Consider the following 24,885-nt stretch of genomic DNA (forward strand, 5'->3'; position numbering starts at 1 on the left):
TTTTAATAAAAAAGTCAATTGCTATACAAAATTTTTTTTACTTTTCTTTTTTGATTTTAAAAAAATAAAACAAGGGTAATAATTATACTACCCCTGTATTAATATTAATTACTTTGTTTATACATTAACCAGCCATTAAAGTATAAAAAGCTACTGTCTCGTCCACTTATTCTATTAATCTGTCCATTTTCCAGATACCATTTATTTCTATTCATTACTGCATCGTAATTTTTTTCTTCTGCTAAGCTAACTGTGATTGTTACAGGTCCTGTATTTTTTACAGAGCCTCCACTGTTAATTACACAATTCTCAAAGGCAATATCAGCCATATATCCATGCTCAGCAAATGAATCATCAACTGTATCAGTACCAAATGCAGATTCAGCAGGATTTGGATTTATACAATAACTACCTTTTTTTACTGTCACTGGATTTTGTACAGTTAATTTTCCATCTGATTTTTGGACTTCCCCATCATCTGTTTTTGGCTCAACTTTTGGTAATTCCGTAGTCTGTTCTTGAGTCGTTGGATTGTTTTGAGGTTCTGTTACAGCTATTATATTTTCTTTCTTTGATACTGTTGCCATTTCTTTTTTTAAACTCTCTCTTTTTTTCTTATTTTGACTTCTCAAGTAAAAGATTCCAGATCCAACAATAACTATTGCTACTGCAACTAATGCTGCTAGAATTGTAGTCATTTTATTTGAAATATACTTTTCTTCAACTATTTCTTCTTCCTGAGACTCTTCTTCTATCTGTTTAGGTTCCGTTTCTTGTTTTTCAGCTGCTCCACCTAATCCACCAAATACAGTTTTTTCAAGTTCTTCTTTCTGCTTTTTTAAATCTATGATTTCCTTTTGGCGTTTTAATTCCTCTATTTCTCTTTCCAGCTGCTCCTTCATATTTTCACCAAATTGGTTATCATCCATAATATCCTCCTAAAAATTAACAATACTAGTCAACAGTAAGCTTTATACTGTTATAGTTATTTTTTACATATCCAAATTAAATGTCATAAGTTTATTAAACTTAGAATCCATTTTATCAGGAGCTGTCCATTCACCATTTATTTTTGTATATGGCACGTCAAAGGTTTCTTCCATATATTTTAAATTAGGATCTTTCACTTTTTGATCAATTAATTCCTTCATCCATTCAAAAATTTTATGATTCATCTCCTCTTCTGTTACGGATTTTCCTTTCATTTGTTGTGCTTCTTTTTCTGCTTTTTGATTAAGAAGTGTTCGTATTTCTGACAAATCAGGAGATTTTAGCGTTACATTTAAAATAACTTTATCCCCATTTTCTGTTACATTATTTATCGTATAAGTTATTTTTTTATATGCTTCACTAAATGCATTTGTTGCTTCAAGAGCATCTTTATCCGTAATTTGAGAAGCATATTCTCCTCTCTGAAAAATTCCAATAGCTTCCTTAAAAATAGCTTCAGCTGCTTCTTTTCCACTCATTTGATCTGTTTGTACTTTTGGAGTTGTCACACTTGCCATAGTTTGACCTTGAAATACGCTAGCTACTGAGTCACTCTTAAAACTTGATTTTTTCTTTTTATTATTTGAATTTAAGAAAAAAATTCCAGTTCCTGCGGCAATAGTAACTAATGAAATTGCAGCAAATAAAATTATAATTTTCTTTTTATTTGAAAAAAAGTTTGTTCCTTCATATGAACTATATTCATTTTGCTTATCTTTTTGAACTTTTTTATCAGTATTTTCATTCTTTTCTGTAGTCTTACTTCCTCCTACGCTATCCAACATTGTCTTTTGAAGTTCTTCTTTTTGTCTTTGCAGCTCCCTAATTTCTTTTTGACGTTTTAATTCCTGAATTTCTCTTTCCAATTCTTCTTTTGATTCTTCATTAAATTTATTATTGTCCATAATATATTCCTCCTAAAAAATTATATCTATCTTTTACAGTAAATATTATACCATAAAAAATTAAAAAAGCAAGTATTTTTTACAGAATTTTTTTTACTGTTATTTTATAGTATATTTTTAGTTGTAAAAGTATGAACTTTTTTTTACATTTGATAATTAAATGACATTACTTTATTAAACTGTGGATTATTGTTTTCTAACTCCCAATTACCATCTTGTTTTACATATACCATATCAAATGTTTCTTCTAGATATTTTAAGTTAGGATCATTTAACTTTTCATTTATTGCTTCTCTTAAAAATTGTTTACTTTTTTCTTCTACTTCAGCATCTGATTTTCCAGCCAGTTGTTCTGCGACTTTTATTATTTTATCTTTAAATATTTTTCCTGCTTCTGACAGATCAGGATATTTCATAGTAATATTTACAAGAACCTTATCTTTGCTTTCTTCTGTTGTTTTGTTAATTTTATAAGTTATTTTTTTATATGCACCACCAAATATTTCTAGTGCTTCAATTGATTCCTTATCGTAATTTAATTTAGAAAAGTCTCCTTTTTGAAGTGCTTGCATTGAGTCTTTTACATCATTTTCAGCAGCTTTCTTTCCATTTTGACAACCCACTACTGTCAACATCAAAACTAGTCCTATAACAATTGATACTATTTTTTTCATATCCATTCCTTCTTTCTTTCTTTTTTTTGTTTTTTATCTTCCCCATTTTTCAGGATTTTTACTCCATTCCAAAGCGATTTTCGCCTCATCCTGTGTCAAATAATCACTTTGAGCTAGTAATTTTATTAAAACATCAAAATTTGAAAGTGAACTGAATTTACAACTATATTTTGCATAATTTTCCTTTGCACTGTCAAATCCATAAGAAAAAATTGATTTTACTTCCAGTTCCTTCACTTCTTCCTTTTGAAGTACATCAACTGCAATAAGGCTGCTTTTTCCAGTTGTAATCAAATCTTCAATTACAACGACTTTTTTCCCCTTGACTTCTGCACCTTCAATCTGTTTTCCTGCACCATGATCTTTTGGTTTATTTCTAACATACGCAAGTGGTTTTTTCATTCTGTCAGCAATAAATGCAGCCCAAGGTATTCCAGCAGTTGCAACTCCTACAATCACATCCACATTTTTGTCAATTCTTTCAACAAACGCTTCTACAATCGTGTCTCTCTCGTCTGAAAATCCTAATACATAACGGTTATCACAATAAATTGGACTTTTTATTCCAGACGCAAACGTAAAAGGCTCTCCCACATTTATTTTTACTGCTTTCACATCAAACAATGCCTTTGCCACTTTTTCTTCCAGTGTTAAATTAGCCATATTCCATTTCCTTTCAAATTTTGATTTTTTGTTTTATTTCTTAACAATTATCAGTATAACGGTAAACTGTTTACTTTGAAAAATCAATTTCTTTTCCTTTATGAATATCATTAATTTTTCCATTTTTATAAACAATCTCACCATTTACAATTGTCAATGTATTTTTCCCTTTCAATTTCCAATTTTCATAAGGAGTCCATCCACATTTTGACTCAATTGTATCATCTACAGCAACAATCCATTCTTTTTGGGTATCAACAACAATTATATCAGCAAAAAAACCTTCCTCTAATTTTCCTCTTTTTTCGATTTTCATTATTTTTGCAGGATTTTCGCACATTAATTTCTGAATCATTTCAAGCGATATTTTTCCTTCATTAAAAGCGTTAATCATAAGTGCAAGCGAAGTTTCAACTCCTGGCATTCCAAATGTAATTTTTTCCAGCTTTTCGCTTATCAAATGTGGAGCATGATCTGTTCCAATTGTGTCAATTTCTCCACGATTTATTGCTTCCCACAAAAATTCATTGTCAGATTTTTCCCTTAGTTCAGGTTTCATTCTCAAAAGCATTTTATTTCGTTCTGTACTTTCACGAATTTCAGTATTTAAAAATAAATGATGGGGAGTAACTTCAGCATAAATTGGATGTTCTTTTGTATTCAATTCATTATTTTTTTTGGCGTTTATAACTTTTTTCAATTCATTCTCTGATGGGATATGACAAACATAAAGCCCTTTTCCACAATTTTTATTTAATTCTATTGCCTTATCAATCATTTCATTCTCAGCGTGAACTAGCACCAACTTAGAGTTTTTAAATACTTTTTTCAATATTTCATCATCTTCAATAAGCATTTCCCCAGTTGTTACATTCATAAAAATTTTTACTGTATTTGCTTCACCACTACTTAGAACTTTTTTTATTTCTTCAACATTATCATTTTTGCTTCCACCAAAATGAAATCCAAAATTCACAATTGCCTTTTCACTCGCCAACTTTTTCTTTTCCAGTAAATTTTCCAATGTTGTAGTAGTAGGAATCGTATTGGGCATATCGTAAAAAGTCGTAATACCAGCTTTGGCACACGCACGTGAACCTGTTGTAAAATCCTCTTTGTACGTAATTCCTGGCTCTCTCATATGTGTATGCACATCAATAACTCCTGGCATTACTAATTTTCCTTCAATATCAATAATTTTTGTATTTTCATTATTTTCAAATCGGCTTTCATCAATATTTTCAGAAATTTTTTGAATAATTTCGCCATTTATCAAAATTTCAATTTTTTTTCCAAAAACATCTATCCCATTTTTTAAAATAGTAATTTTATTTTTTGCCATTTTTACTCCCAAATTCATCAATTAATTTATTTTTTATCTACCTTCCAAACTTTTTAACAATCTTTCCATTTTCAAAATTTGTAAATCTAGTTTTTCATCCAATGACATATTTTTTTCTTTATTTTTTTTAGCTTTTGCTTCTAATCTTTTTTCTTGTGCTGGTGTAAGTTTTTTAGCCTTTTGCGCCTCTTTTTGAATTGGTGCTACTGCTGTCTGAGGTTCTTCTTCATTTTTTGCTGTTTGATCTGATTCTGTTTCCTCAGATTCTGTCTGGTTTTGTTTCATTTCTACCTTTGGAGCTTCTTCAGCTTTTGTGTCTAGGTTTTCACTATACCCCAGTTGATATGCTCCTAAAATTCCCAATACTAATAGTAATAGTAATACTTTTTTTTTCATAACTTTCTCCTTTATTTTTATAAATTTAATACTCCTTATTTTAATACAGCTTTCTTTGAATTTCATTAATTCTGTTACAGATTTTATATTTTTTTATTATTTTTATTTTTTATCTAAAAAGATTTAAGCTTTATAGTGCTTCTGAAATTTCTTCCAAAACTAATTTTGCACTTTCCAGAGGGTTTTCAGCCTTAGTTATTGGACGCCCAACTACAAGAAAATCCACTCCTTGTTTTATCGCCTCTGCCGGTGTCATAATCCGTGTCTGATCATCGTTACTTTTTCCATCAGCATTTAGTGTAAATTTAGGACGTACACCTGGACAGACTGTCATAAAATCCTTCCCCAGTTTCTCCTTCACATCTTTTGCCTCCTGTGGCGAACATACGATTCCGTGCATTCCACTATTTCTGGCAATTTTGGCAAGATTTAGTACAATTTCCTCCAATTTCAGCTCACTTTTAAACATTTCAAAAATGTCATTTTCTCCCAAGTTTGTCAAAATTGTTACTCCAATCAGAAGACTTTCTGATTTACTTTCTTTTACCAATTCAGCAACTTCCTTCATAGTTTTGCTTCCATTTGAACAATGAATATTAAACATAAATACATTTTTTTTAATAGCATTTGCACAAGCCATTTTCACAGTATTTGTAATATCATGAAACTTCAAGTCCAAAAACACCTTTTTCCCTTTTTCGTGAAGATAATCCACCAGTTTCCCATCTGTATTAAGATAACTTTCCAGCCCAACTTTGTACATCGAAATATTATCTCCCAACTCTTCAACTAGCTTCTTTGCACCTTCCATATTATCGTAATCCAATGCAACAAATATTCTTTCTTTTGCTCTCTCATCAATTTTACTCATTTATTCATTATCCTTTCTTTTAATTTCCCTTATTTCAAATATTCCCATAAAAATTAAAATCAAAAAATTTGTTATAACTATTATAAATGCTGTAAAAAATGGAATTGCTGCAAAAACAAATATCGACAATATCATTATAATATTTAAAAAAGTTACAATTCCCCATGCTTTATAATGAAGTGTAATTTTATATTTTTGATTATCTGATTCCACATTTATAATTTTTTTAGGCGTTTTTGCAAATAAATTATTATATATTTGGAGTGTTTGTTCTCCATAATCTACATCAATTTCTGTTTTTCCATTAGATTTTACTTCTATATTTCCTTCATCATTTATTCTTAATTTGAAATTATCTTCCCTACCATTTAAAGATATTTTTGATTCTATAATAATTTTAGGCATTAAATATCCTCGCTTTCTTCAAATCAACTATTTTAAATTACTTTGATTAATAATTTTTTTCTTATCTTTTGTGTTGTTTTAAACAAATCTAGTTATTGTAATTAGACTAAAAACATAGCATTATTGAAAATACTTATTAACACTACTTTACGGTGTATTTAAAATTAAATTATTGAATTTGTATTTCATCTTCCAAAATTACTTTTTCACAATAAAAGCATTTATATTTTTCTTTTTCTTCTAAATTATTCTCATTTAAATTTTCAGTGTTTTCTTTTATACGAATAAATTTTGTTTCAACATTTTCATGATTCGAAATACATTTCGGATTATCACATTTCATAAGTCCGATAACTTTATCCAATTTTTCTAATTTTGACTTTTCTACAACTTCATAATTATCAATTATGTTTATTGTAACATTTGGAGCTAGCAGTGAAATATTGTTTAATTCCTTTTCTTCTAATATTTTTTCCTCAATCTTTATAATCCCTTTTCTCCTAAGTGAACTGCTTGGCATATTTGTTGCGACTGTGATTCTTTCGTTATATTCCTTTAATTTTAAAATTTCCACAATTGCAAAAACTTTTTCTGACGGGATGTGATCTATTACAATTCCATTTTTTATTGCCCGTATCATTAATTCTCTTCCTTCAGACATAATCTTTTCCTTTCCTGAACATAAATTTTCTATTTCAAAATAATAAATTTACAAAAAAAACTCCTTATCTTTTTTCAAAACAGCCATCATCATTGCCTGTCTTACAGGAATCCCATTTTTAGCCTGTTTAAAATATAAAGCATATTTTGTGTTGTCTAAATTTGTATCAATTTCGTCTACTCTTGGCAAAGGATGCAAAATTATCATATCATCTTTACATTTTCCTTCGATATTTTCACGGTTTATAACATAAATACCCCTTACTTTCTCATAATCTTCAATATCTGGAAATCTTTCCTTCTGAATCCGAGTCATGTAAAAAACGTCAATTTTATCAAGACAATCCCTGAAATCCTCTAAAATTTCATACTTTATCCCATTTTTTTTCAGATCTTCCAATAAATAATCTGGCATTTGCAAAATTTGTGGTGCTACAAAATAAATTACCGGTTTAAAATGCGTAAGTGCCTTTACCAACGAATGAACTGTCCTTCCATACTTCAAATCCCCAACAAATGCAATTTGTAAATTTTCAAGTGTCCCTTTTTCCTCCAGAATTGTGTACAAATCGAGTAAAGTCTGGCTAGGGTGCTGATTAGAGCCATCTCCTGCATTAATTACAGGTTTTTGTGAAGTTTCTGAGGCAAGCTGAGCTGCTCCATCAAAAGGGTGTCTTACAACTATTACGTCTGAATATGCTTCCACCATTTTTATTGTATCTCTAAAGGATTCCCCTTTTTTTACAGACGACTGCTCCACAGGGGGTAATGATAAAACATTTGCACCAAGACGCATTGCAGCCGACTCAAACGACATCTTAGTACGTGTACTCGGCTCAAAAAATAAAGTCGAAATAATCTTTCCATGCAGAAACTTCAACTTCTCTTCTTCCGAACACCCCTCAATCTTCTTTGCCAGCTCTAAAATATCAAGAATCTCCTCTTTTTTCATATCATTCATAGAAATAATATTTTCCACCACTATCTCTCCCTTGAATTTCAATATTTATAGTCAATCCACCTAAAAATAAGATTAAAAATATATAACCAATGGATTTCTCATTTCAAACTAGAATTACTATATTTTCTTTAAATTTATGATAACAAATTTTAATGCCATTTGCAAACTTTTCTTTGAATAATAATTTTTTTATATGCTTGAATAAAATTAAATAATCATAACTACTATATTTAATACTAAGCCCCATTTTGAAAATAGGAATAAATTTTTATAATAGAGTTGTTTGATAATTAATTCATAATCATTCAACTAAATTATTTTTTATTATTTTTTGGACATTTTATTAATAAATATTTTTTCACATTACTATGTTTTTTCTTTTTTATTTTCGTAGGATTGCTCATTGCCGCAAATCCTACAACCTATGGCTAGTCTACGACATTTTTCTGCACTGACAAAAAACTCGCTATGCTCAGACAGTTTTGCTAGCACAGAAAAATGCTCCGACGGATTAATTTATACTAGAATCTATTTAAAAAGTGAAAATTATGTTTTAACCATTTGAAAATATTAAGTTTATATCCTTTAATTAGAAAAATTTGTAATAAATTCGTTATTTAAATGAGGTTTGGTATAACTTTAAAAACTTTGGTACAAATAAAAATAGAGGGAAAAATTAAAACTCCCTCTTTTCTATAAAAAAACTATTTCAAATCCTTACTTCCCTCTTCCAAAATTTTTATCTGGCAAAGTATTTCTTTATCCTTAACAGTTTTTTCTTTCCCATTTTTTATTGCCTCATATAAATCATCATAAACTCTGCCATAATCACCTTTTTCAGAAATAACTTTTTCTTCATGATAATTTCCATTATTATCATAATAAATTAACGTCCCATAATGTTTTGGCAAATCTATCCCAAAATCTTCATTATCTGGCATATAAAACAACTTCAAATGTTCTTCCTGCCTGTCTTCTGTTTCTTTTATAAAGCACCCTTTAGTTCCATATACAATAAATGATGCTCTAGGTTTTATTCTAAAATAGCTTCCTTTTAAACTTACTTTTAAACTTTTACCATTTTCTCTTTCATAAAACAAATCTATATCATAATAGTCATTCATCCGATTTGTCCCAAGAAGCTGCCTTACATCATAATGAACTTTATCAGGGTTACTATATCGTGAAATTATCTGATCCAAGACATGCGTCCCATGCCCATATAAAAATGTATTTGCCTGTTTACCATCATATTCCTTCACATTTTCAGGCACTTCTGCCCTGTAATAATCATAATTAGACTCAATTTCTAAAATTTCTCCTAATTTCCCGCTTTCAATCACTTTCATTGTGGTCAAGAAATCGCTGTCAAATCTTCTATTGTGATAAGGCTGCACAATTAGCCCTTTTTCCTTAGCTAACCTAAATAACTCCTGTGCTTCTTCCAATGTTTCAACAAAAGGCTTTTCCACAAGGCAATTTTTTCCATGTTCCAGCACTTTTTTAGCGTATTTATAATGCAAGTCAGATCTTAGGCAAATAACAACCAGATCAATTTCAGGATCATTATACAGTTCTTCAATTTTATCAGTATAATTAATCCCTTCTATTCGCTCCCAAGTCTTATTTTCCAAATTATTTGTAACAATAGTCTTAACTTTTATTTTATCTTTTCTCTGCAGTAAAAATGGCAGATGATATCTGTTTGCACTTTTTCCATTTCCAATAATTCCTATTTTCATCATAATAATTATCCTTTTTACAATTCCTTTCCATTGCTTTCAATTACTTTTTTATACCAGTAAAATGAGTCTTTTTTACTTCTTTCCAGCGTTCCGCTTCCATCGTTATTTTTATCCACATAAATAAATCCGTATCGTTTTTTCATTTCTCCAGTTGTGAATGAAACTAAGTCAATACATCCCCAAGGAGTATATCCCAAAAGTTCCACACCATCAATTTCAATCGCTTTCTGCATTTCTTCAATGTGTCTTCTTAAATAATCAATTCTATAATCATCGTGAACTTCGCCTTTTTCATCCTTTACGTCAATTGCTCCAAAACCATTTTCTACAATAAATAAAGGCTTGTTGTATTTTTCGTACATTATGTTAAGAGAGTATCGAAGTCCAACAGGATCAATTGGCCAGCCCCAGTCAGATTCTTTTATGTATGGGTTTTTAACACTTCCGACTAATTTGTCCCCACTTTCCACATCTGATTTATCTGCCTTGTCAACTGACGACATATAATAGCTAAATCCAATATAATCAACAGTTCCTTCCTTCAAGTCAATCAGATCCTGCGGCTCAATATGTATGTTAAATCCTTTTCTTTCCCACATTTTCTTAGTGTAGGCAGGATACTCCCCTCTTACATGAATATCAAGAAAGTGCCATCTCTTATGCATTTCTTCTACAGATTTCATCATATCGTCAGGATTGCATGAATATGGATAAATAGGTACAAACGCAACCATACATCCAATTTCAAAATTAGGATTTATTTTTTTACCAGCTCTAACAGCTCTTGCACTTGCCACAAATTCATTATGAACAACTTGATACATTGTTTCCTCACGGTTTTCGCCATCTTTGTAAGTAACTCCAGAACAAGTGAATGCAAATATATCAACATCAAGATTTGAAGCCTGATTATTGATTTCATTAAATGTCATCCAGTATTTTACTTTATTTTTATATCTTTCAAAAACGGTAATTGCAAACTTTTCAAAAAAATCAATTACTTTTCTGCTTCTAAATCCACCATAATTTTTTACAAGATTATACGGAATTTCAAAGTGCGACAATGTAATTACAGGCTCAATTCCATATTTTAATAATTCATCAAACAAATCATCATAAAATTGCAGTCCTGTCTCATTTGGCTGTTCGTCATCTCCATTAGGAAAAATTCTGCTCCATCCAATAGAAGTTCTAAAACATTTAAATCCCATTTCCGCAAACAATGCCACATCTTCCTTATATCTATGATAAAAGTCTATTGCTTCATGATTTGGATAATTTTTTCCTTCTATTATTCCATCAGTAATTTCTCTGGGAACTCCATGTGCTCCAGCAGTCATTACATCCGCTGTGCTTGGTCCTTTTCCACCTTCATTCCATCCACCTTCAAGCTGATGAGCAGCAACCGCTCCTCCCCACAGAAATCCTTCTGGAAATCCTTTATTTATCATTTTCATCCTCCTAAATTTTATTTGTAAGACAGCATTTTTTAAAAATTTATCAAATTTCATTAGTACATCATTTTTCAATTTTTACTTCATTATTATTGCCTTCTAATTAATACTTTCCCATTTAAAAAAGTTATATTTAATTATTTTGGAATATTGGTTTTTATCCCTTGTAAAAAAAGTCTTTAATAACTTTGTTATTCAACAAGGCTTAATCTAAATCCCTTTATTATGAATACAGGACACTCACACATAAAATAACATTTTTATACGTAATTGCCCTGTTAATATATTTCAAAATTCAATCCAAAACTATTTTTGTTCTAATCTTTTGTACACTTCGATAAATTCCTTTGCCAGCTCCTTAAACAAAATTGCTGTCATCAAGTGATCCTGTGAATGTACCATAATTAATCCAACATCAAGTTTTTCTCCTCCAGCTTCCCTTACAATCAAATCTGTCTGTAATTCATGTGCCTTCAGCATTTGCTCAGTAGACTGCTTCATAAATTCTTCCGCTTCATCAAACATCCCTGCCTTCGCCGCATTCATAGCCTGATAAGCCAAACTTTTAGTTTCCCCTGCGTGTCCAATTAATGTCATCGCAATCATTTCAATATCCAATACTTCTTCAGCCATGGTAATTCCTCCTAAATGATTATTTTTTGTTTTATCAAATTTTATATTAAAATTTCTTCTTAATTTTGTTATAACACACGTTTCCCTATATGTCAATTTTTCATATTTTTAATTCATTTTTCGTCTATTTTTATTAATTTTATTATTAATTAAAGCATAAATCCGATATTCTATGAAAATAAACGATTTACAATTATACATTTTTTCGTGTATAATATATATTGAAAATTTTAAAAAAATATAAATTATAATAAAATATTTCACAAAATCTTTATTAAAGGAGAAAAATCACATTATGGATATTTATGCACCAATTAACAAACATTTTTTAGAAAATAAAAAAATAAAAATTTCATTTTCAAAGGTATTGAATAAAAAAGAAAAATATTTTTTAAAGTTTCTTTTTATGGAATATAAGTTGCTGGAAAAATTTAAGAAAGCGACTATTTTACAAGATGTTGATTTAAATGAAATATTAGAGGTGCTTAAATTTTCTACATTTGAGCAATTAAAAAAATTTTTGGATAATTTACAAGTGAAAAAGCTGGAGTTCTCAATTTTTAGTAATGATAAAATTGTACTTTATGGACGATTTCCAATTTTGGTGTCTTACAATATTGTTTATTCCAAAATTGAATTTCAATTTGCAAGAGAAATTCAAAATGCTCGAAAAAATAATACTTTATTCTCACTTCTTAGATTTGATTTTCTAGTTTTTATGGGAGACGAGGCTACTTATAATTTTTATACTTATTTAATTTCTGATAAAAACTATAATAATGATACTGTAATTACGTTAGAAAGACTAAAAGAAATGTTTGATACTGGGGATAAATATGAACGTTTTTTTGACTTTGAAAAACAGGTTTTAAAAAAAGCGATTGAAACTATAAATCTTTTTTCTGACATTAAGGTTGTCTATAAAAAAATTAAGGTTGGAGAACATGTAAATAATAAAGTGGAAAAAATTCGTTTTAAGATAATTGATAACAGTAAATCTTCTGAAGAGAAAAACAAGGAGCTTGTTCAGCATATAAACAGCATTATGGACTTGATAAAAAATGATGTAAAAGATTTTCACGCTACTTATGAATTGATAAAAAAGTATATTTTGAAGAAAAATTACGATTATGTTTATACAAATGTTATTTTTACAAAAAAGCAATTTAAAAACAATATAGAAAAGCAGTTAAAAAAAGTTTTGTTGCTTGACTTGGCACAATTTTCAAAAACTAATTTCAGAAATGAATTGGAAATTATTAACATTAAGAGAAAATATATCACATCTTTTTTTCTTCAGTTAGATGTAGCAAATATTCTAAGACAAAATCATTTAGAAAAGGAACTCAGAATAATAGTCGATGATGGTTATTTTAATGAAATTCTTACTTTAAAACATACACAAGTTATGGAAAAAAACTTTTATGATTTTAAAATCTATATTCAATATTTTCAAAATTCAGAGAGTATTATAAAATTTACTAAATTTTTATAAAAAAATATATAAAATTTTATTTTTTTTAAAATATTTGCCTAAAAACTAAACGAAAAACTAAATATGATTTTATCGTTTATTTTATTTTTAGATTTATAAAGACTTATTTTGATTATATTTAAAACAAAATATAGACGAAAAATAATGGTTTTTTTATAAAATTTGACTTATAGAAAATTAATGGTATACTATGGATATAAAAGTTAATCTCATTGATTTGATAAAACAATGAAGTATAGAACAATAAAAACTTTAAGAAATAAGGAAGGATGATTAGAAATGAAAAAAATCTTATTATGTTGTGCAGCAGGAATGTCTACTAGCCTATTAGTAAACAAAATGAAAGCAGAAGCTGAAAAAAGAGGAATTGAAGTAGAAATTTGGGCAGAGCCACTTGATAAAGCAAAAGAAGAATTTGCAAAAGCTGATGTTGTTTTATTAGGACCACAAGTAAAATACGCTTTACCAGAAGCTAAAAAAATTGCTGAAGAAAATAACATTAACATAGATGTAATTAATATGGTTGATTATGGAATGATGAATGGTGCTAAAGTATTAGATCAAGCACTAAATTTACTTTAAAATATTATATTATAATAGTATATTTTTTGTTTAAAGTTTAAATGCTAATATTTTTTATTTTTAAGTACTTATATTAATCTTGAAATATTAGTATTTAGCTTTAAAACAACTTATTTTAATTCTGTTTGGAATATAGAAAAACCACTTTAATATTAAACTTTAATTTTTTGACTTTACTAGTCTAATTTTGAGAAAGTTAAAGATTAATTTGAAACTTTATAGTTATCCATATCATTTTATTACTTTAATAATTTATTCTTATAAATTATTTTGATAAATATTTTTAAAATTAACATATTAATTACATCATCTATTCGTTTTATATACGACAAACACTTTATTCATTAAATGAAATTGAATATTATTTTAGATAAAATATAGAATATTTTTACAACTAAAAATTAAAATTTCAAACAATTATTATTTAGGAGGAATTAAAATGGCAAGCATTATGGACAAATTTACACAATTTTTAGAAGAAAAATTAATGCCAGTTGCTGTAAAAGTGGCTAAGCAGAGACACTTGGCAGCAGTTAAAGACGGAATGGTTATTACATTACCATTATTATTGCAGGATCTGTATTTTTGATTTTAGGAAACTTACCAATACCAGCATTAGCTGACTTTTATAAAAATAACGCAACTGGACAGATTATCGCAAAATGGTTATCTTATCCTGTTGGTGTAACATTTAGTTTATTAGGATTTATTGCATGTGTCGGTATTTCATACAAATTGGCTCAATACTATAAATTAGATGAAATTTCGAGTACAATCTTAGGAGTTTTGGCATTTTTACTAGTAACACCTTTTGATAACAACGGAATTCCATTAGCTAGTATGGGAAGTGGAGGTTTATTTGTAGCTATAATAATGTCACTTTTAGCAATAGAGATTGTAAACCTTATCGTAAAAAAGAACATTATTATTAAGATGCCTGATTCTGTACCGCCTGCAGTTTCAAAATCATTTGCTGCATTAATTCCAGGATTTTTTGTTATTCTAATTTCATTAATAATAAGAATTGCATTCGAAGTTTCTCCATTTGGAAATATTCATAAGGTTGTTGAAATGGTATTAACTAAACCGCTTACAGCATTGGGAGGATCTTTCTTTGGAATGATGGGACTTTCTTTCATAACTAATTTACTATGGACTGCTGGAATACATGGTTCAAACCTAGTAACAGGAGGTATAGCAAGACCTGTACTGGATACATTAATGGATCAGAATAGAATTGCACTTAGTGCACAACAACCTCTTCCAAATATAGTTACAACTCAGTTTTTTGACATTTTCCATAATATGGGAGGTTCTGGAACTACTTTCTCTCTTGCTATTATGCTGCTTTTCCTTTCTAAAAGTAAACAGCTTAAAGAAATTGGTAAATTAGCAATTGGTCCTGCATTTTTCAATATTAACGAGCCTATTTTATTTGGACTTCCAATAGTTATGAACCCTATTTTAATTATTCCGTTTATATTGGCTCCTTTAGTTACAGTAATGGTTACTTATCTAGCTATGTACTCAGGATTAGTTGCAAAAGTAACTGGAGTCGCCTTGCCTTGGACAACGCCTCCTTTTATTTCTGGTTTCCTTGCAACGAATCATTGGACAGGGACAGCCATACAAGTAGTGAACTTCTTTATAACAGCGGCTATTTACTATCCATTCTTTAAAATATGGGATGACAAAAAATTACAGGAAGAAAACGGAACAGCAAGTACAAATTAATCATTAGCGAAAGTTATGGTTAAATTAATAAAATATATTTTACAAAATACATTTTTTGTGATATATTATTTGTAAAATAAAATAACAAATGAAAATTTTAAGGAGTGATTACAATGATTAGACAAACTTGGACTTGGTGGAAAAAATTAAATACAATTTAATATTTTTTTGCCAGCTATGTTGAAATTTATTGTAATTACTATTATTAAATATTGTGAGAAAAGCATTGGTGAAACAAAATCAATGCTTTTATTTTATACAATTCTCTTAGTCGGTAAAACGATTTAAGAGAATTTTTTTATTATAAATTTCAACTAACACTAAACCTCATTTAGAAAATAGAAATAAAATTCTATAACAATTAATTTTATAATCTTATAAAAAAAATTAAATCTAATTTTTAAGTATCCATATTAGGAATTTTTATTCAAATTATGAAAACTGCTTATTATTAATAAATGTTTTTCATAATTCTATGTTTTTTCTTTTTATATAAGCAAGGGAAATCAGTCGCCATTTCCCTTTATTTCGCAATAACAGTTATTTAAATAATGACATATTAAAGAGAATAGCGAAAATGCTACGCACTATCCCTGACTCGTCTAAGCATTTTTTTGAAATATTCCCAAATTTTATTTGGGAAAGTAGTCAAAACATTTATTATTTGGATAAATCTGGATTACTACGAAAACGAAACTCGCTAACGCTCAAACAATCGTTTTCATTCCAAAAAAATCACGACATCTATATTAAGTTATAAAGATTATCATATTTAAGTTGTAGTTTTTACATTTTAAAAATACTAAATAAGCAAAATTTAATTAAAGAATATTTTAATTAATATTTACACAGATTGTATAATAGTATAATCTTGTAAAAATGAATTTTCTGATTTCTATTATTTAAATGAGAAATACAATAATATAGAAAGTGAGATATTTTATGTTAACAAATAAACCTACTTATTACTATTCTATTATCAGAAAAAAATTTAGCAATTCCTATTTTGCTGAAGATGAAAGGCAAGTTATTATTGGGATTGACTGTGAATATTTCGATTCTAATGAATACAGCTATGACTCATTAAAAAAAATATACAATTCTTTTGTAAAACAGAAAAAACTTTCCCCTTTTGCAGGACTTTTTGGGACATTTGCTTATGAGTCAATACATTTTTTTGAAAAAATTGGAAAAATTGAAAAAGAGCAGTTTAAATTTCCACAGTTTATTTTTGCCAATGCAAAGGCATATTTACACTATTCAAAGACTAGTAAAGAATTTTCCTTTTATGGAGATGAAGAAAAATATTTTAGTTTTTTAAATGATAAAATTTCTGAAAAATCTAATGATTCTGATTTATTCTATGATATAAAAACAGATTTTGAAGAAGAAAAATTACATTATTATGAAATTATTGAAAAAGTGAAGGAATATATTAAGTCTGGAGATATTTTTCAAGTTGTTCTAAGTGAGCAGTTAAAACTTACATCAAATATGGATTCTCTTGATTTTTATGAAAAATTGTCAAAGGCAAATCCGAGTCCGTATATGTACCATTTTCCTACGAAATATGGGGACATTGTTGGTTCTAGTCCAGAAATACTGGTTGATATTTCATCAGATAATATTTATATCGCTCCTATCGCTGGAACTCGTCCCAGAGGAAAAGATGCCAACGAAGATGCATTTTTAGCAAAAGACTTATTAAATGATGAAAAGGAATGTGCTGAACATAGGATGCTTGTTGACTTGGCTCGAAATGATATTGGGAAATTTGCAGAAAGTGGCTCAGTCGTTGTAAAAAATCTTATGCATATTAAGAATTATGAGCATGTAATGCACATTGTGACGGATGTTTATGGGAAAAAGCGAAAAGATGTTTCGATATTTGAAGTTATTGCTCAGGCTCTTCCAGCGGGAACGCTTTCTGGATCACCAAAAATTCGTGCTATGCAAATCATTTCAGAACTGGAGAAATTTAAAAGAAATGTTTATGCTGGCGGAATTGGATTTTTAAGATTTAACGGGGATGTCCAGCTTGCGATTATTATTCGTACTGCATTTTTTGAAAATAAAAATTATGACTTAAATGAAGTTGATGAGGTTCGAAATGTATTTATTCAGGCTGGAGCAGGAATTGTGTTTGATTCTGTAAAAGAAAAGGAATATGATGAAATTTGCCATAAAAGAGCTTCTGTGCTAAACATTTTTAAAAAATTCTGTAATGAAGAAAAAAATAAAAACAATGAAAATAAAAGTGGAAAGGATGTGAAATAAATGATTTTAATGATTGACAATTATGATTCGTTTGTATTTAATGTTGAGCAATATTTGAAGGAAATGACTGATGATGAAGTTATTACTGTTAGAAATGATGCAATAACAATTGATGATATAAAAAAAATGAATCCTAGTAAAATAATTTTTTCTCCAGGTCCAAAACATCCAAAGGACAGTGGAATTTGCCTAGAAATTTTAAATAATACTGATGAACTGGGGAATATTCCAATTTTAGGAATTTGTCTTGGGCATCAGGCAATTGGAATGAATTTTGGCGGGGAAATAAAAAGGCTTGAAAACCCATTACATGGTAAAACTTCAGAAATTACAGTTTTATCTGAGAATTCTGTATTATTTAAAAACTTGCCAAAAAAATTTAAAGTTATGAGATATCATTCACTTTATGTTGACGATATTCCAGAAGATCTTGAAGTTACGGCAAAGTCTGAAGATGGGGTTGCGATGGCTGTGGAACACAAAAGTAAAAATATTTTTGGAATACAGTTCCATCCAGAATCAATTTTTACTGAATATGGAAAAAATATGATACGAAACTTCTTGAATATTGAAGTTTCAGAAACTTTGCAAAATGATGAAAATTCTAAAAATACTAACGAGAAAGGAAACTTTATAGATATGAATAAATATTTAAAAAAATTACAGGAAAATATTGCATTGACAGATACTGATTTTCGTGAAATCTGTAAAATTATTGACAGTAAAAATTATGACATTGTACAACTTGGAGCCTTGCTTGTACTAATTTCAGAAAAAAGCCTTTATCCTGAATCGCTTACAGCATTTGTGAAAAATATTCTGGAATACAGTACAACTTTTGAAGATGATTCTGATATGATTGATGTTTGCGGGACTGGCGGTGATGGATTCAAGACGATAAATATTTCAACAGCTGTCGCATTTATTCTAGGAGCAATGGGAGTAAATGTAGCAAAACACGGAAACCGTGCAATCTCAAGTAAAAGTGGAAGCAGTGATGTGCTTGATAAACTAGGAGTACCGCTTGAAAACTCACTTGCAAATCAAATTGAAAAACTGCACGTAAAAAATCTTGCTTTCTTTCATGCCCCATTTTTCCACAAATTAGTTGGAGAAGTTCGAGAAGTTAGAAGACGTCTTGGAATAAGAACAGTATTTAACATTTTAGGTCCACTGCTTCATCCAAACACAAAATTGAAATACCAATTGGTTGGACTTTACCACGAGCCTGTACACAGATTATACGCTGAAACATTACAATTACTGGGAAGAAAACATGCATTAGCTGTTCGTGGAAATGATGGGCTTGATGAAATAACAATTTGTGATGACACTAAAATTATTGAAGTAAAAGATGAACAAATTTTCGAATATACAGTATCTCCTGAAAGTTTTGGCTTTAAACGGGCTTTTCATTCTGAAATTGAAGGCGGAACTCCAGAGGAAAATGCTGAAATTTTGGTAAAAATCTTAAAAGGTGAAGAAAAATCAGCAAAATTTGATATTGTTGTATTGAATGCAATGTTCGCACTTTATACTGCGGATGTGGTAGATCACCCTGCAAAAGCAAAGGATATGGTTTTAGAAGCAATTGAAAGTGGGAAGGTTTATGAGTTTTATAAAGATTATGTGAAAATCACAAAATAATTTTTTGGATATAATTGATAAAACTATTAGTTTATATTTTTTATAGATTATAACTGATAAAAATTTAAAAAATATCTTTTTTATTAGTTGTAAGTATGATAAAATATTTATAGAGGTGATTTTATGATAGAAAGAAAAATTTATTTTGAAAAAATTAAACCCTTTATAGATAAAGATATTATTAAAGTTTTGACAGGAATAAGGAGAAGCGGTAAATCTGTAATGTTAAAATTGATTATGAAAGAATTGAAAAAAAACGGTGTTGACGAAAATCAATTTATTTATATCAATTTTGAAAATTTAAGAAATAAACATCTTTGCTATGCGGATACATTGAATGAATATATATTGGAAAAAGCAGAAAATGTTGAAGAAAAATGTTATCTATTTTTGGATGAAATTCAGGAAGTAAAAGAATGGGAAAAGTGTATAAATTCATTAAGAACAGAAGATAAGCAATTTGATATTTATATAACAGGTTCCAACGCTAAACTGTTATCGGGAGAACTTGCAACTTACCTTGCAGGAAGATACGTTGAAGTTGAAATTTACCCTTTTTCATTTAAAGAGTTTTGCTCAATATACCAAAATATAAATAAAAATATTTCAAAAGAAGAAATGTTTGAAAAGTATGTCAAACTAGGTGGGATGCCATTTTTACATAATTTGAATTATGAAGTGGAATCAAGCATGCAATATTTAAAAGATATATATTCATCAATAATATTAAAAGATATTACTCAAAGAAGCAATATAAGAAATACTGAATTATTAGAGCGAATTATCAATTACATCGTAATGAACATTGGGAATACATTTTCTGCAAATTCAATTTCAAAATATTTTAAAAGCGAAAATAGAAAAGTCGCAGTAGATACTGTGCTAAATTACATAAAAGCCTGTGAAAACGCATTTTTGATTCACAAAGTCCCTCGTTATGAAATACAAGGTAAAGAAGTTCTAAATGTGAGTGAAAAATATTATATTGCAGACCATGGAATAAGAGAAGCAATTTTAGAAACAAACGAAAGAGATATAAATCAAATTTTTGAAAATATTGTATATATGGAATTATTGCGAAAAGGCTATAACATAAAAATCGGAAAATTGAATAATTTAGAAATAGATTTTGTCTGTACAAAAACAAATAATGAGAAAATTTATATTCAGGTAGCATATTTACTTGCTTCTGAAGATACTATAAAAAGGGAATTTTTACCATTTGAAAAAATTAATGATAATTATCCAAAATATGTAATTTCTATGGATAGATTTGATATGTCAAGAAATGGGATAAAACATTTGAATATTATTGATTTTTTATTGAAAGACTAAAAAAGTTAAAAATATTTATAAATTAAAATTTTTAGAAAGAATGGTGCGAATATGATAAAAACTTTATATAAAGAAAAATGTTTGAGGTATTTTATAATCCCAGAAATAATACTATTATTTATATTTTTCTTCAAATTTTCAATACTAGTATATATAATACTACCTCTTTATGTTATTGAGAGTATATTTGATAATATTTTTTTCAATATTCCATTAATTTGGTTATTATTTAAAATAACAACTATGTATTTTTGCTCTATAAAGTTTAAAAAAATAAATAAAATTGAAGATGAAGAAAAAAAGAAAAAATACAAAATTAGGTTAAAAATAATAATTTTTTTAGTAAATATAGTAATTTTCGTTATTTTCACAATACTCTCTACTAATTTAATAAATCAAATTGTTAATACAATATTAAGTTTTTAAACTACGAAAGGAGAAATATGGATATTTTAGAAAAAATAAAAATTAAAAGAGATATACAGCTTGAAGAAGAATTAAAGTCTTTTAAGCAACCATCTTTAAAAAAGGCACTTAATCAAAAAGGAATTCAGATTATTGGGGAAATTAAGAGGGCTTCTCCATCGAAGGGAAAAATTGCAAACGATGATTTTGATTTGTTAAAACAGGCACAAAATTATGTGGATAAAGGAGTTACAGCTTTTTCGATATTGACAGAAAAGGAATATTTTAAAGGGGAAAATGATTTTATAAAAATTGTAAGGGAAAAATTTCCAGAAATGCCGATTTTGAGAAAGGATTTTATTTATACTCCGTTTCAAGTGGCTCATGCTAAATTTTTGGGGGCTTCGGCAATTTTACTGATTGTGAGAATGCTGGATGATAAGACGCTTTTGGAACTTCATAAGCTGGCACAGGATTTAGAAATGGATGTTCTGGTGGAAACTCATGATGAAGAGGAAATAAGAAGAGCTTTGAAGATTCCGAATTTGGAGATTTTGGGGATAAATAACCGAAATTTGAATACTTTTGAAGTTGATATTAAAACTACGGAAAAATTGATAAATGAAATTCCAAGCGATGTTTTTAACAATTTGACTATCGTAAGTGAAAGTGGATTTTTGTCAAAAGAAGATGTGAAGTATGCAGAAAAATTGAACGTGGATGGGCTGCTAATCGGAGAGGCACTTATGAAAGGGCTTATTTAGAATTTGATAAAATAAATTTATGGAAGGAAAAAAATTGGAGAAAAAAGAAAATAATGTGGCAACTGATAATTTCATAGAAAATACTACTAAATTAAAGGTTTGTGGAATTAGGAGCATTACTGAAATTAATGAATTGAAAACTTTGGATATTGACTATTTTGGATGTATTTTTGCAGAAAGTCAAAGGCAAGTGGATAGTGAACTTGCGGCTAAAATTACACGGATTGCACACAGGCATGGGAAAAAAACTGTAGGAGTGTTTGTAAATGCGATGATTGAGAATGTTGTAAAAATTGTGGAAGAAACAGATATTGATATTGTGCAGCTGCATGGAGATGAATCGGTGGAATATTGTGTGGAGCTTACGAAAAAATTGGAAAAACTTTATGAGAAAAGCTGCTTTAGAAAACGTAAAAATTTTCCGCCTAAGACAGAAATTTGGAAAGTTTTTGGAGTGACTGATGAACTTCCGAATATTGCTGACTACAAGCCATATATTGAATACCCTCTATTTGACGCAAAAGGAGAAAATCGTGGGGGAAATGGAATTGTCTTTGATTGGAGTATTTTAAAAAAATTAGATAAGTATTCATTTGTACTGGCTGGAGGGCTGTCGATTGAGAATATTCAAAAAGCGCTTGAGTACAAGCCTGCCATTTTGGATATAAACAGCAAAGTTGAAGTTAATAATAGAAAAAATAAAAAATTAGTTGAAAATATTGTAAATTTGGTAAAAAAGAAATAATAATAATTTTAAAAGATGAATACGAAAGGAAAAAATATGGAAAATAAACATTTTAATGAAAAGGCATATTTTGGGCAATTTGGTGGACAATTTGTACCTGAAACTGCGATGTTTGCTCTATCGGAACTGGAAACCGAATATGAAAAGCTGAAGAATGACAAGGAATTTTTTCAAGAATTTGATAATTTGCTAAAAAATTATGTTGGACGTGAAACTCCGCTTTATTATGCAAAAAACTTAAGTGATCATTATAACCACGATATTTACTTGAAAAGAGAAGACTTGAACCATACTGGTGCTCATAAAATTAATAATGCGCTTGGGCAGGTTTTACTTGCTAAAAAAATGGGGAAGAAGAAAGTTATTGCTGAAACTGGGGCTGGACAGCACGGAGTTGCTACTGCTACTGCGGCCGCTCTATTAGGTTTGGAGTGTGACGTTTACATGGGAGCTGTTGACATTGAACGGCAAAAATTAAATGTTTTTAGAATGGAGCTTTTGGGAGCGAGAGTTATTTCGATTGAAGACGGGCTTAAAACCTTGAAGGAAGCGACAACTGCGGCTATTCAGTCTTGGGTTGCAGAGATAGAAACTGTGTTTTATGTAATCGGATCTGTTGTAGGGCCTCATCCATATCCGACTATCGTGCGTGATTTTCAGTCAATTATCGGTTACGAAGCAAAAGCACAGCTAGAGGAACTTAGAAAGCATGCTGATCACGTGATTGCCTGTGTTGGTGGCGGAAGTAATGCTATTGGTATTTTTAGTGCATTTTTGGAAGACAGCTCAACAAAACTTTATGGAGTTGAAGCTGGAGGATACGGAATTGACACAGATATGCACGCTGCCACATTGACACTTGGAAAACCTGGAATTATCCACGGAATGAAAACTTATGTTCTTCAAAACAAATACGGACAAATAAGTCCAGTTCACTCAATTTCAGCTGGACTTGATTATCCGGGAGTAGGTCCTGAACATTCACATCTATTTGATACAGAAAGGGCAACTTACGCACCAATTACTGATGATGAGGCAATGAAGGCGCTAATGCTTGTTACAAGAAAAGAAGGTATTATTCCAGCAATTGAGAGTTCCCATGCGTTAGCCTATCTTGAAAAATTATGTCCTGCACTTTCTAAAGACAAAAGAGAAACTATCGTCGTAAACGTTTCTGGACGTGGAGATAAAGATATGCACACTGTTTTTTCTGTGTTAAAAGATAAGGAAACTGGCGGAAAAAATGGAATTTATGAGTTAAATGGAGGTTTGGAAAATGAGTGAAAAAAAATTAGATAAGAAAATTATTGATATTTTTAGAGAAAAAGAAAAAGTAAACATTGGTTATATTGTCGCAGGCTATCCAAGTGTTGATTTTACAAAACAATTTTTACAAAATTTGGATAATACAGCTCTTGATATGCTTGAAATCGGAATTCCCTACTCTGACCCCCTAGCCGATGGAAAATTGATTTCACACTCTTCATTTCTTGCTTCAGAAGCTGGAGTTACTACTGACACTGTATTTGATTTACTAACAGAAATAAAAAACGATATTTCAAAACCTTTAATTTTTTTAATTTACTACAACTTAATATTTGCTTATGGAATTGACGAATTTATCAAAAAATGCTGCGAAGCTAACATTAAAGGTATAATCATTCCAGACTTGCCTTACGAAGAAGCCTTTGAAATGTCGGAAAAACTAAGAGAAAACAATATCGCTCTTATCCCTCTTGTAAGCGTTACTTCTGGAAGCAGAATGAAAAAAATTATTTCTCAAGGTGACGGCTTCATTTATGCAATTGGTTCTCTTGGAGTTACAGGTTCAAAACAAGTTGATTTGCCACGTTTAGAATCTTTTATTAATGAAATAAGAGAAGTTTCAGACTTGCCAGTTTCATTAGGTTTTGGGATAAAAACTAATGACAATGTGAATACCATGAGAAAATATGCGGATGGAGTGATTGTGGGAACGAGTATTGTTGAATTTTTAGAAAAAAATGATGTGAATTATTTGATTCAGAAAATTAATGAGTTGTTTGAGTAGCTATTATTAAACTTAAAAAGAGGTCTCATAAGTGAAAATTTTTTTGTTATTAAATTAAATATAAAATTTATGATTTTAAATTTTTCTTACCTTATGAGACGTGCTCCTTTATATGAAATATAAATAAAAAGAAAATTATGTTAATTTCTATT

25 protein-coding genes are annotated in these 24,885 nt (G+C 29.1%); 11 read left to right on the forward strand and 14 right to left on the reverse strand.

All coding sequences use genetic code 11. The features are described 5' to 3' along the window. Window positions 1-104 precede the first annotated feature (104 nt). From QU666_RS07295 to QU666_RS07360, 14 genes are all read right to left on the reverse strand, one after another. Window positions 105-929, reverse strand: coding sequence for a hypothetical protein (locus QU666_RS07295; protein ID WP_021769662.1), 825 nt, complete (start codon window positions 927-929; stop codon window positions 105-107). Between the two features lie 63 nt (window positions 930-992). Further along, window positions 993-1,895, reverse strand: coding sequence for a hypothetical protein (locus QU666_RS07300; protein ID WP_021769663.1), 903 nt, complete (start codon window positions 1,893-1,895; stop codon window positions 993-995). A gap of 143 nt (window positions 1,896-2,038) precedes the next feature. Further along, window positions 2,039-2,569: a hypothetical protein gene (locus QU666_RS07305; RefSeq protein WP_036071344.1), complete on the reverse strand. Its 531-nt coding sequence runs from the start codon at window positions 2,567-2,569 to the stop codon at window positions 2,039-2,041. 33 nt (window positions 2,570-2,602) lie between these two features. Further along, complete coding sequence (pyrE, locus tag QU666_RS07310) at window positions 2,603-3,232, reverse strand: orotate phosphoribosyltransferase (protein WP_021769665.1); 630 nt, start codon at window positions 3,230-3,232, stop codon at window positions 2,603-2,605. A 70-nt stretch (window positions 3,233-3,302) separates the two neighbouring features. After that, window positions 3,303-4,574, reverse strand: a complete 1,272-nt coding sequence (locus tag QU666_RS07315) for a dihydroorotase family protein (RefSeq protein WP_036071352.1) — start codon at window positions 4,572-4,574, stop codon at window positions 3,303-3,305. 33 nt (window positions 4,575-4,607) lie between these two features. After that, window positions 4,608-4,970, reverse strand: coding sequence for a hypothetical protein (locus tag QU666_RS07320; RefSeq protein WP_036071346.1), 363 nt, complete (start codon window positions 4,968-4,970; stop codon window positions 4,608-4,610). Between the two features lie 130 nt (window positions 4,971-5,100). Further along, entirely contained in the window at window positions 5,101-5,841 is a 741-nt protein-coding gene (gene pyrF / locus QU666_RS07325; protein ID WP_021769668.1) for an orotidine-5'-phosphate decarboxylase, read from the reverse strand. Then, complete coding sequence (locus QU666_RS07330) at window positions 5,842-6,246, reverse strand: hypothetical protein (RefSeq protein WP_021769669.1); 405 nt, start codon at window positions 6,244-6,246, stop codon at window positions 5,842-5,844. Between the two features lie 169 nt (window positions 6,247-6,415). Next, window positions 6,416-6,907 carry an aspartate carbamoyltransferase regulatory subunit gene (locus QU666_RS07335; protein WP_021769670.1) on the reverse strand — a complete coding sequence of 164 codons (492 nt, stop codon included), beginning with the start codon at window positions 6,905-6,907 and terminating at the stop codon, window positions 6,416-6,418. Window positions 6,908-6,955: 48 nt separating this feature from the next. Beyond that, on the reverse strand, window positions 6,956-7,885 hold the full coding sequence (gene pyrB / locus QU666_RS07340) for an aspartate carbamoyltransferase (RefSeq protein WP_036071355.1): 930 nt from the start codon (window positions 7,883-7,885) through the stop codon (window positions 6,956-6,958). A 348-nt stretch (window positions 7,886-8,233) separates the two neighbouring features. Continuing rightward, window positions 8,234-8,359 carry a hypothetical protein gene (locus tag QU666_RS07345; RefSeq protein ID WP_006806133.1) on the reverse strand — a complete coding sequence of 42 codons (126 nt, stop codon included), beginning with the start codon at window positions 8,357-8,359 and terminating at the stop codon, window positions 8,234-8,236. Window positions 8,360-8,571: 212 nt separating this feature from the next. After that, the gene (locus QU666_RS07350; protein WP_021768477.1) at window positions 8,572-9,612 is read right to left on the reverse strand and encodes a Gfo/Idh/MocA family oxidoreductase; all 1,041 of its coding nucleotides are present in this window, start codon (window positions 9,610-9,612) and stop codon (window positions 8,572-8,574) included. A 14-nt stretch (window positions 9,613-9,626) separates the two neighbouring features. Continuing rightward, window positions 9,627-11,069, reverse strand: coding sequence for a 6-phospho-beta-glucosidase (locus QU666_RS07355; protein ID WP_198012109.1), 1,443 nt, complete (start codon window positions 11,067-11,069; stop codon window positions 9,627-9,629). 303 nt (window positions 11,070-11,372) lie between these two features. Next, a complete protein-coding gene (locus QU666_RS07360) occupies window positions 11,373-11,699 on the reverse strand; it encodes a PTS lactose/cellobiose transporter subunit IIA (RefSeq protein ID WP_036070009.1) in 327 nt (108 codons plus the stop codon). Window positions 11,700-11,994: 295 nt separating this feature from the next. Here QU666_RS07360 and QU666_RS07365 point away from each other — a divergent pair, with 295 nt between their 5' ends. The 11 genes from QU666_RS07365 to trpA all read left to right on the forward strand — a co-directional run bounded on the left by QU666_RS07365 (window position 11,995) and on the right by trpA (window position 24,733). After that, window positions 11,995-13,194 (forward strand): replication initiation protein, encoded by a 1,200-nt coding sequence (locus QU666_RS07365; protein WP_021768812.1) that lies wholly within the window; start codon window positions 11,995-11,997, stop codon window positions 13,192-13,194. Window positions 13,195-13,473: 279 nt separating this feature from the next. Continuing rightward, window positions 13,474-13,776, forward strand: a complete 303-nt coding sequence (locus QU666_RS07370) for a PTS sugar transporter subunit IIB (RefSeq protein WP_021768746.1) — start codon at window positions 13,474-13,476, stop codon at window positions 13,774-13,776. A gap of 439 nt (window positions 13,777-14,215) precedes the next feature. Next, on the forward strand, window positions 14,216-14,365 hold the full coding sequence (locus tag QU666_RS07375) for a hypothetical protein (RefSeq protein WP_021768974.1): 150 nt from the start codon (window positions 14,216-14,218) through the stop codon (window positions 14,363-14,365). After that, complete coding sequence (locus QU666_RS07380) at window positions 14,362-15,510, forward strand: PTS sugar transporter subunit IIC (protein WP_021768975.1); 1,149 nt, start codon at window positions 14,362-14,364, stop codon at window positions 15,508-15,510. Before QU666_RS07375 ends, QU666_RS07380 begins: the two co-directional genes overlap by 4 nt. Window positions 15,511-16,452: 942 nt before the next feature. Then, entirely contained in the window at window positions 16,453-17,787 is a 1,335-nt protein-coding gene (locus tag QU666_RS07385) for an anthranilate synthase component I family protein (RefSeq protein ID WP_021768976.1), read from the forward strand. After that, entirely contained in the window at window positions 17,788-19,434 is a 1,647-nt protein-coding gene (gene trpD, locus QU666_RS07390) for an anthranilate phosphoribosyltransferase (protein ID WP_021768977.1), read from the forward strand. Window positions 19,435-19,557: 123 nt separating this feature from the next. After that, complete coding sequence (locus QU666_RS07395; RefSeq protein WP_304984794.1) at window positions 19,558-20,769, forward strand: ATP-binding protein; 1,212 nt, start codon at window positions 19,558-19,560, stop codon at window positions 20,767-20,769. A 443-nt stretch (window positions 20,770-21,212) separates the two neighbouring features. After that, a complete protein-coding gene (trpC, locus tag QU666_RS07400; RefSeq protein ID WP_021768427.1) occupies window positions 21,213-21,938 on the forward strand; it encodes an indole-3-glycerol phosphate synthase TrpC in 726 nt (241 codons plus the stop codon). A gap of 19 nt (window positions 21,939-21,957) precedes the next feature. Further along, the gene (locus QU666_RS07405) at window positions 21,958-22,683 is read left to right on the forward strand and encodes a phosphoribosylanthranilate isomerase (RefSeq protein ID WP_021768426.1); all 726 of its coding nucleotides are present in this window, start codon (window positions 21,958-21,960) and stop codon (window positions 22,681-22,683) included. Window positions 22,684-22,719: 36 nt separating this feature from the next. Beyond that, window positions 22,720-23,967 carry a tryptophan synthase subunit beta gene (gene trpB / locus QU666_RS07410; protein WP_036069973.1) on the forward strand — a complete coding sequence of 416 codons (1,248 nt, stop codon included), beginning with the start codon at window positions 22,720-22,722 and terminating at the stop codon, window positions 23,965-23,967. Continuing rightward, entirely contained in the window at window positions 23,960-24,733 is a 774-nt protein-coding gene (gene trpA, locus QU666_RS07415) for a tryptophan synthase subunit alpha (RefSeq protein WP_036069971.1), read from the forward strand. Before trpB ends, trpA begins: the two co-directional genes overlap by 8 nt. The last annotated feature ends 152 nt before the right edge of the window (window positions 24,734-24,885 follow it).

This window comes from Leptotrichia sp. HMT-225 (assembly GCF_030644325.1).
In the GTDB taxonomy this organism is placed as follows: Bacteria; Fusobacteriota; Fusobacteriia; order Fusobacteriales; family Leptotrichiaceae; genus Leptotrichia; species Leptotrichia massiliensis.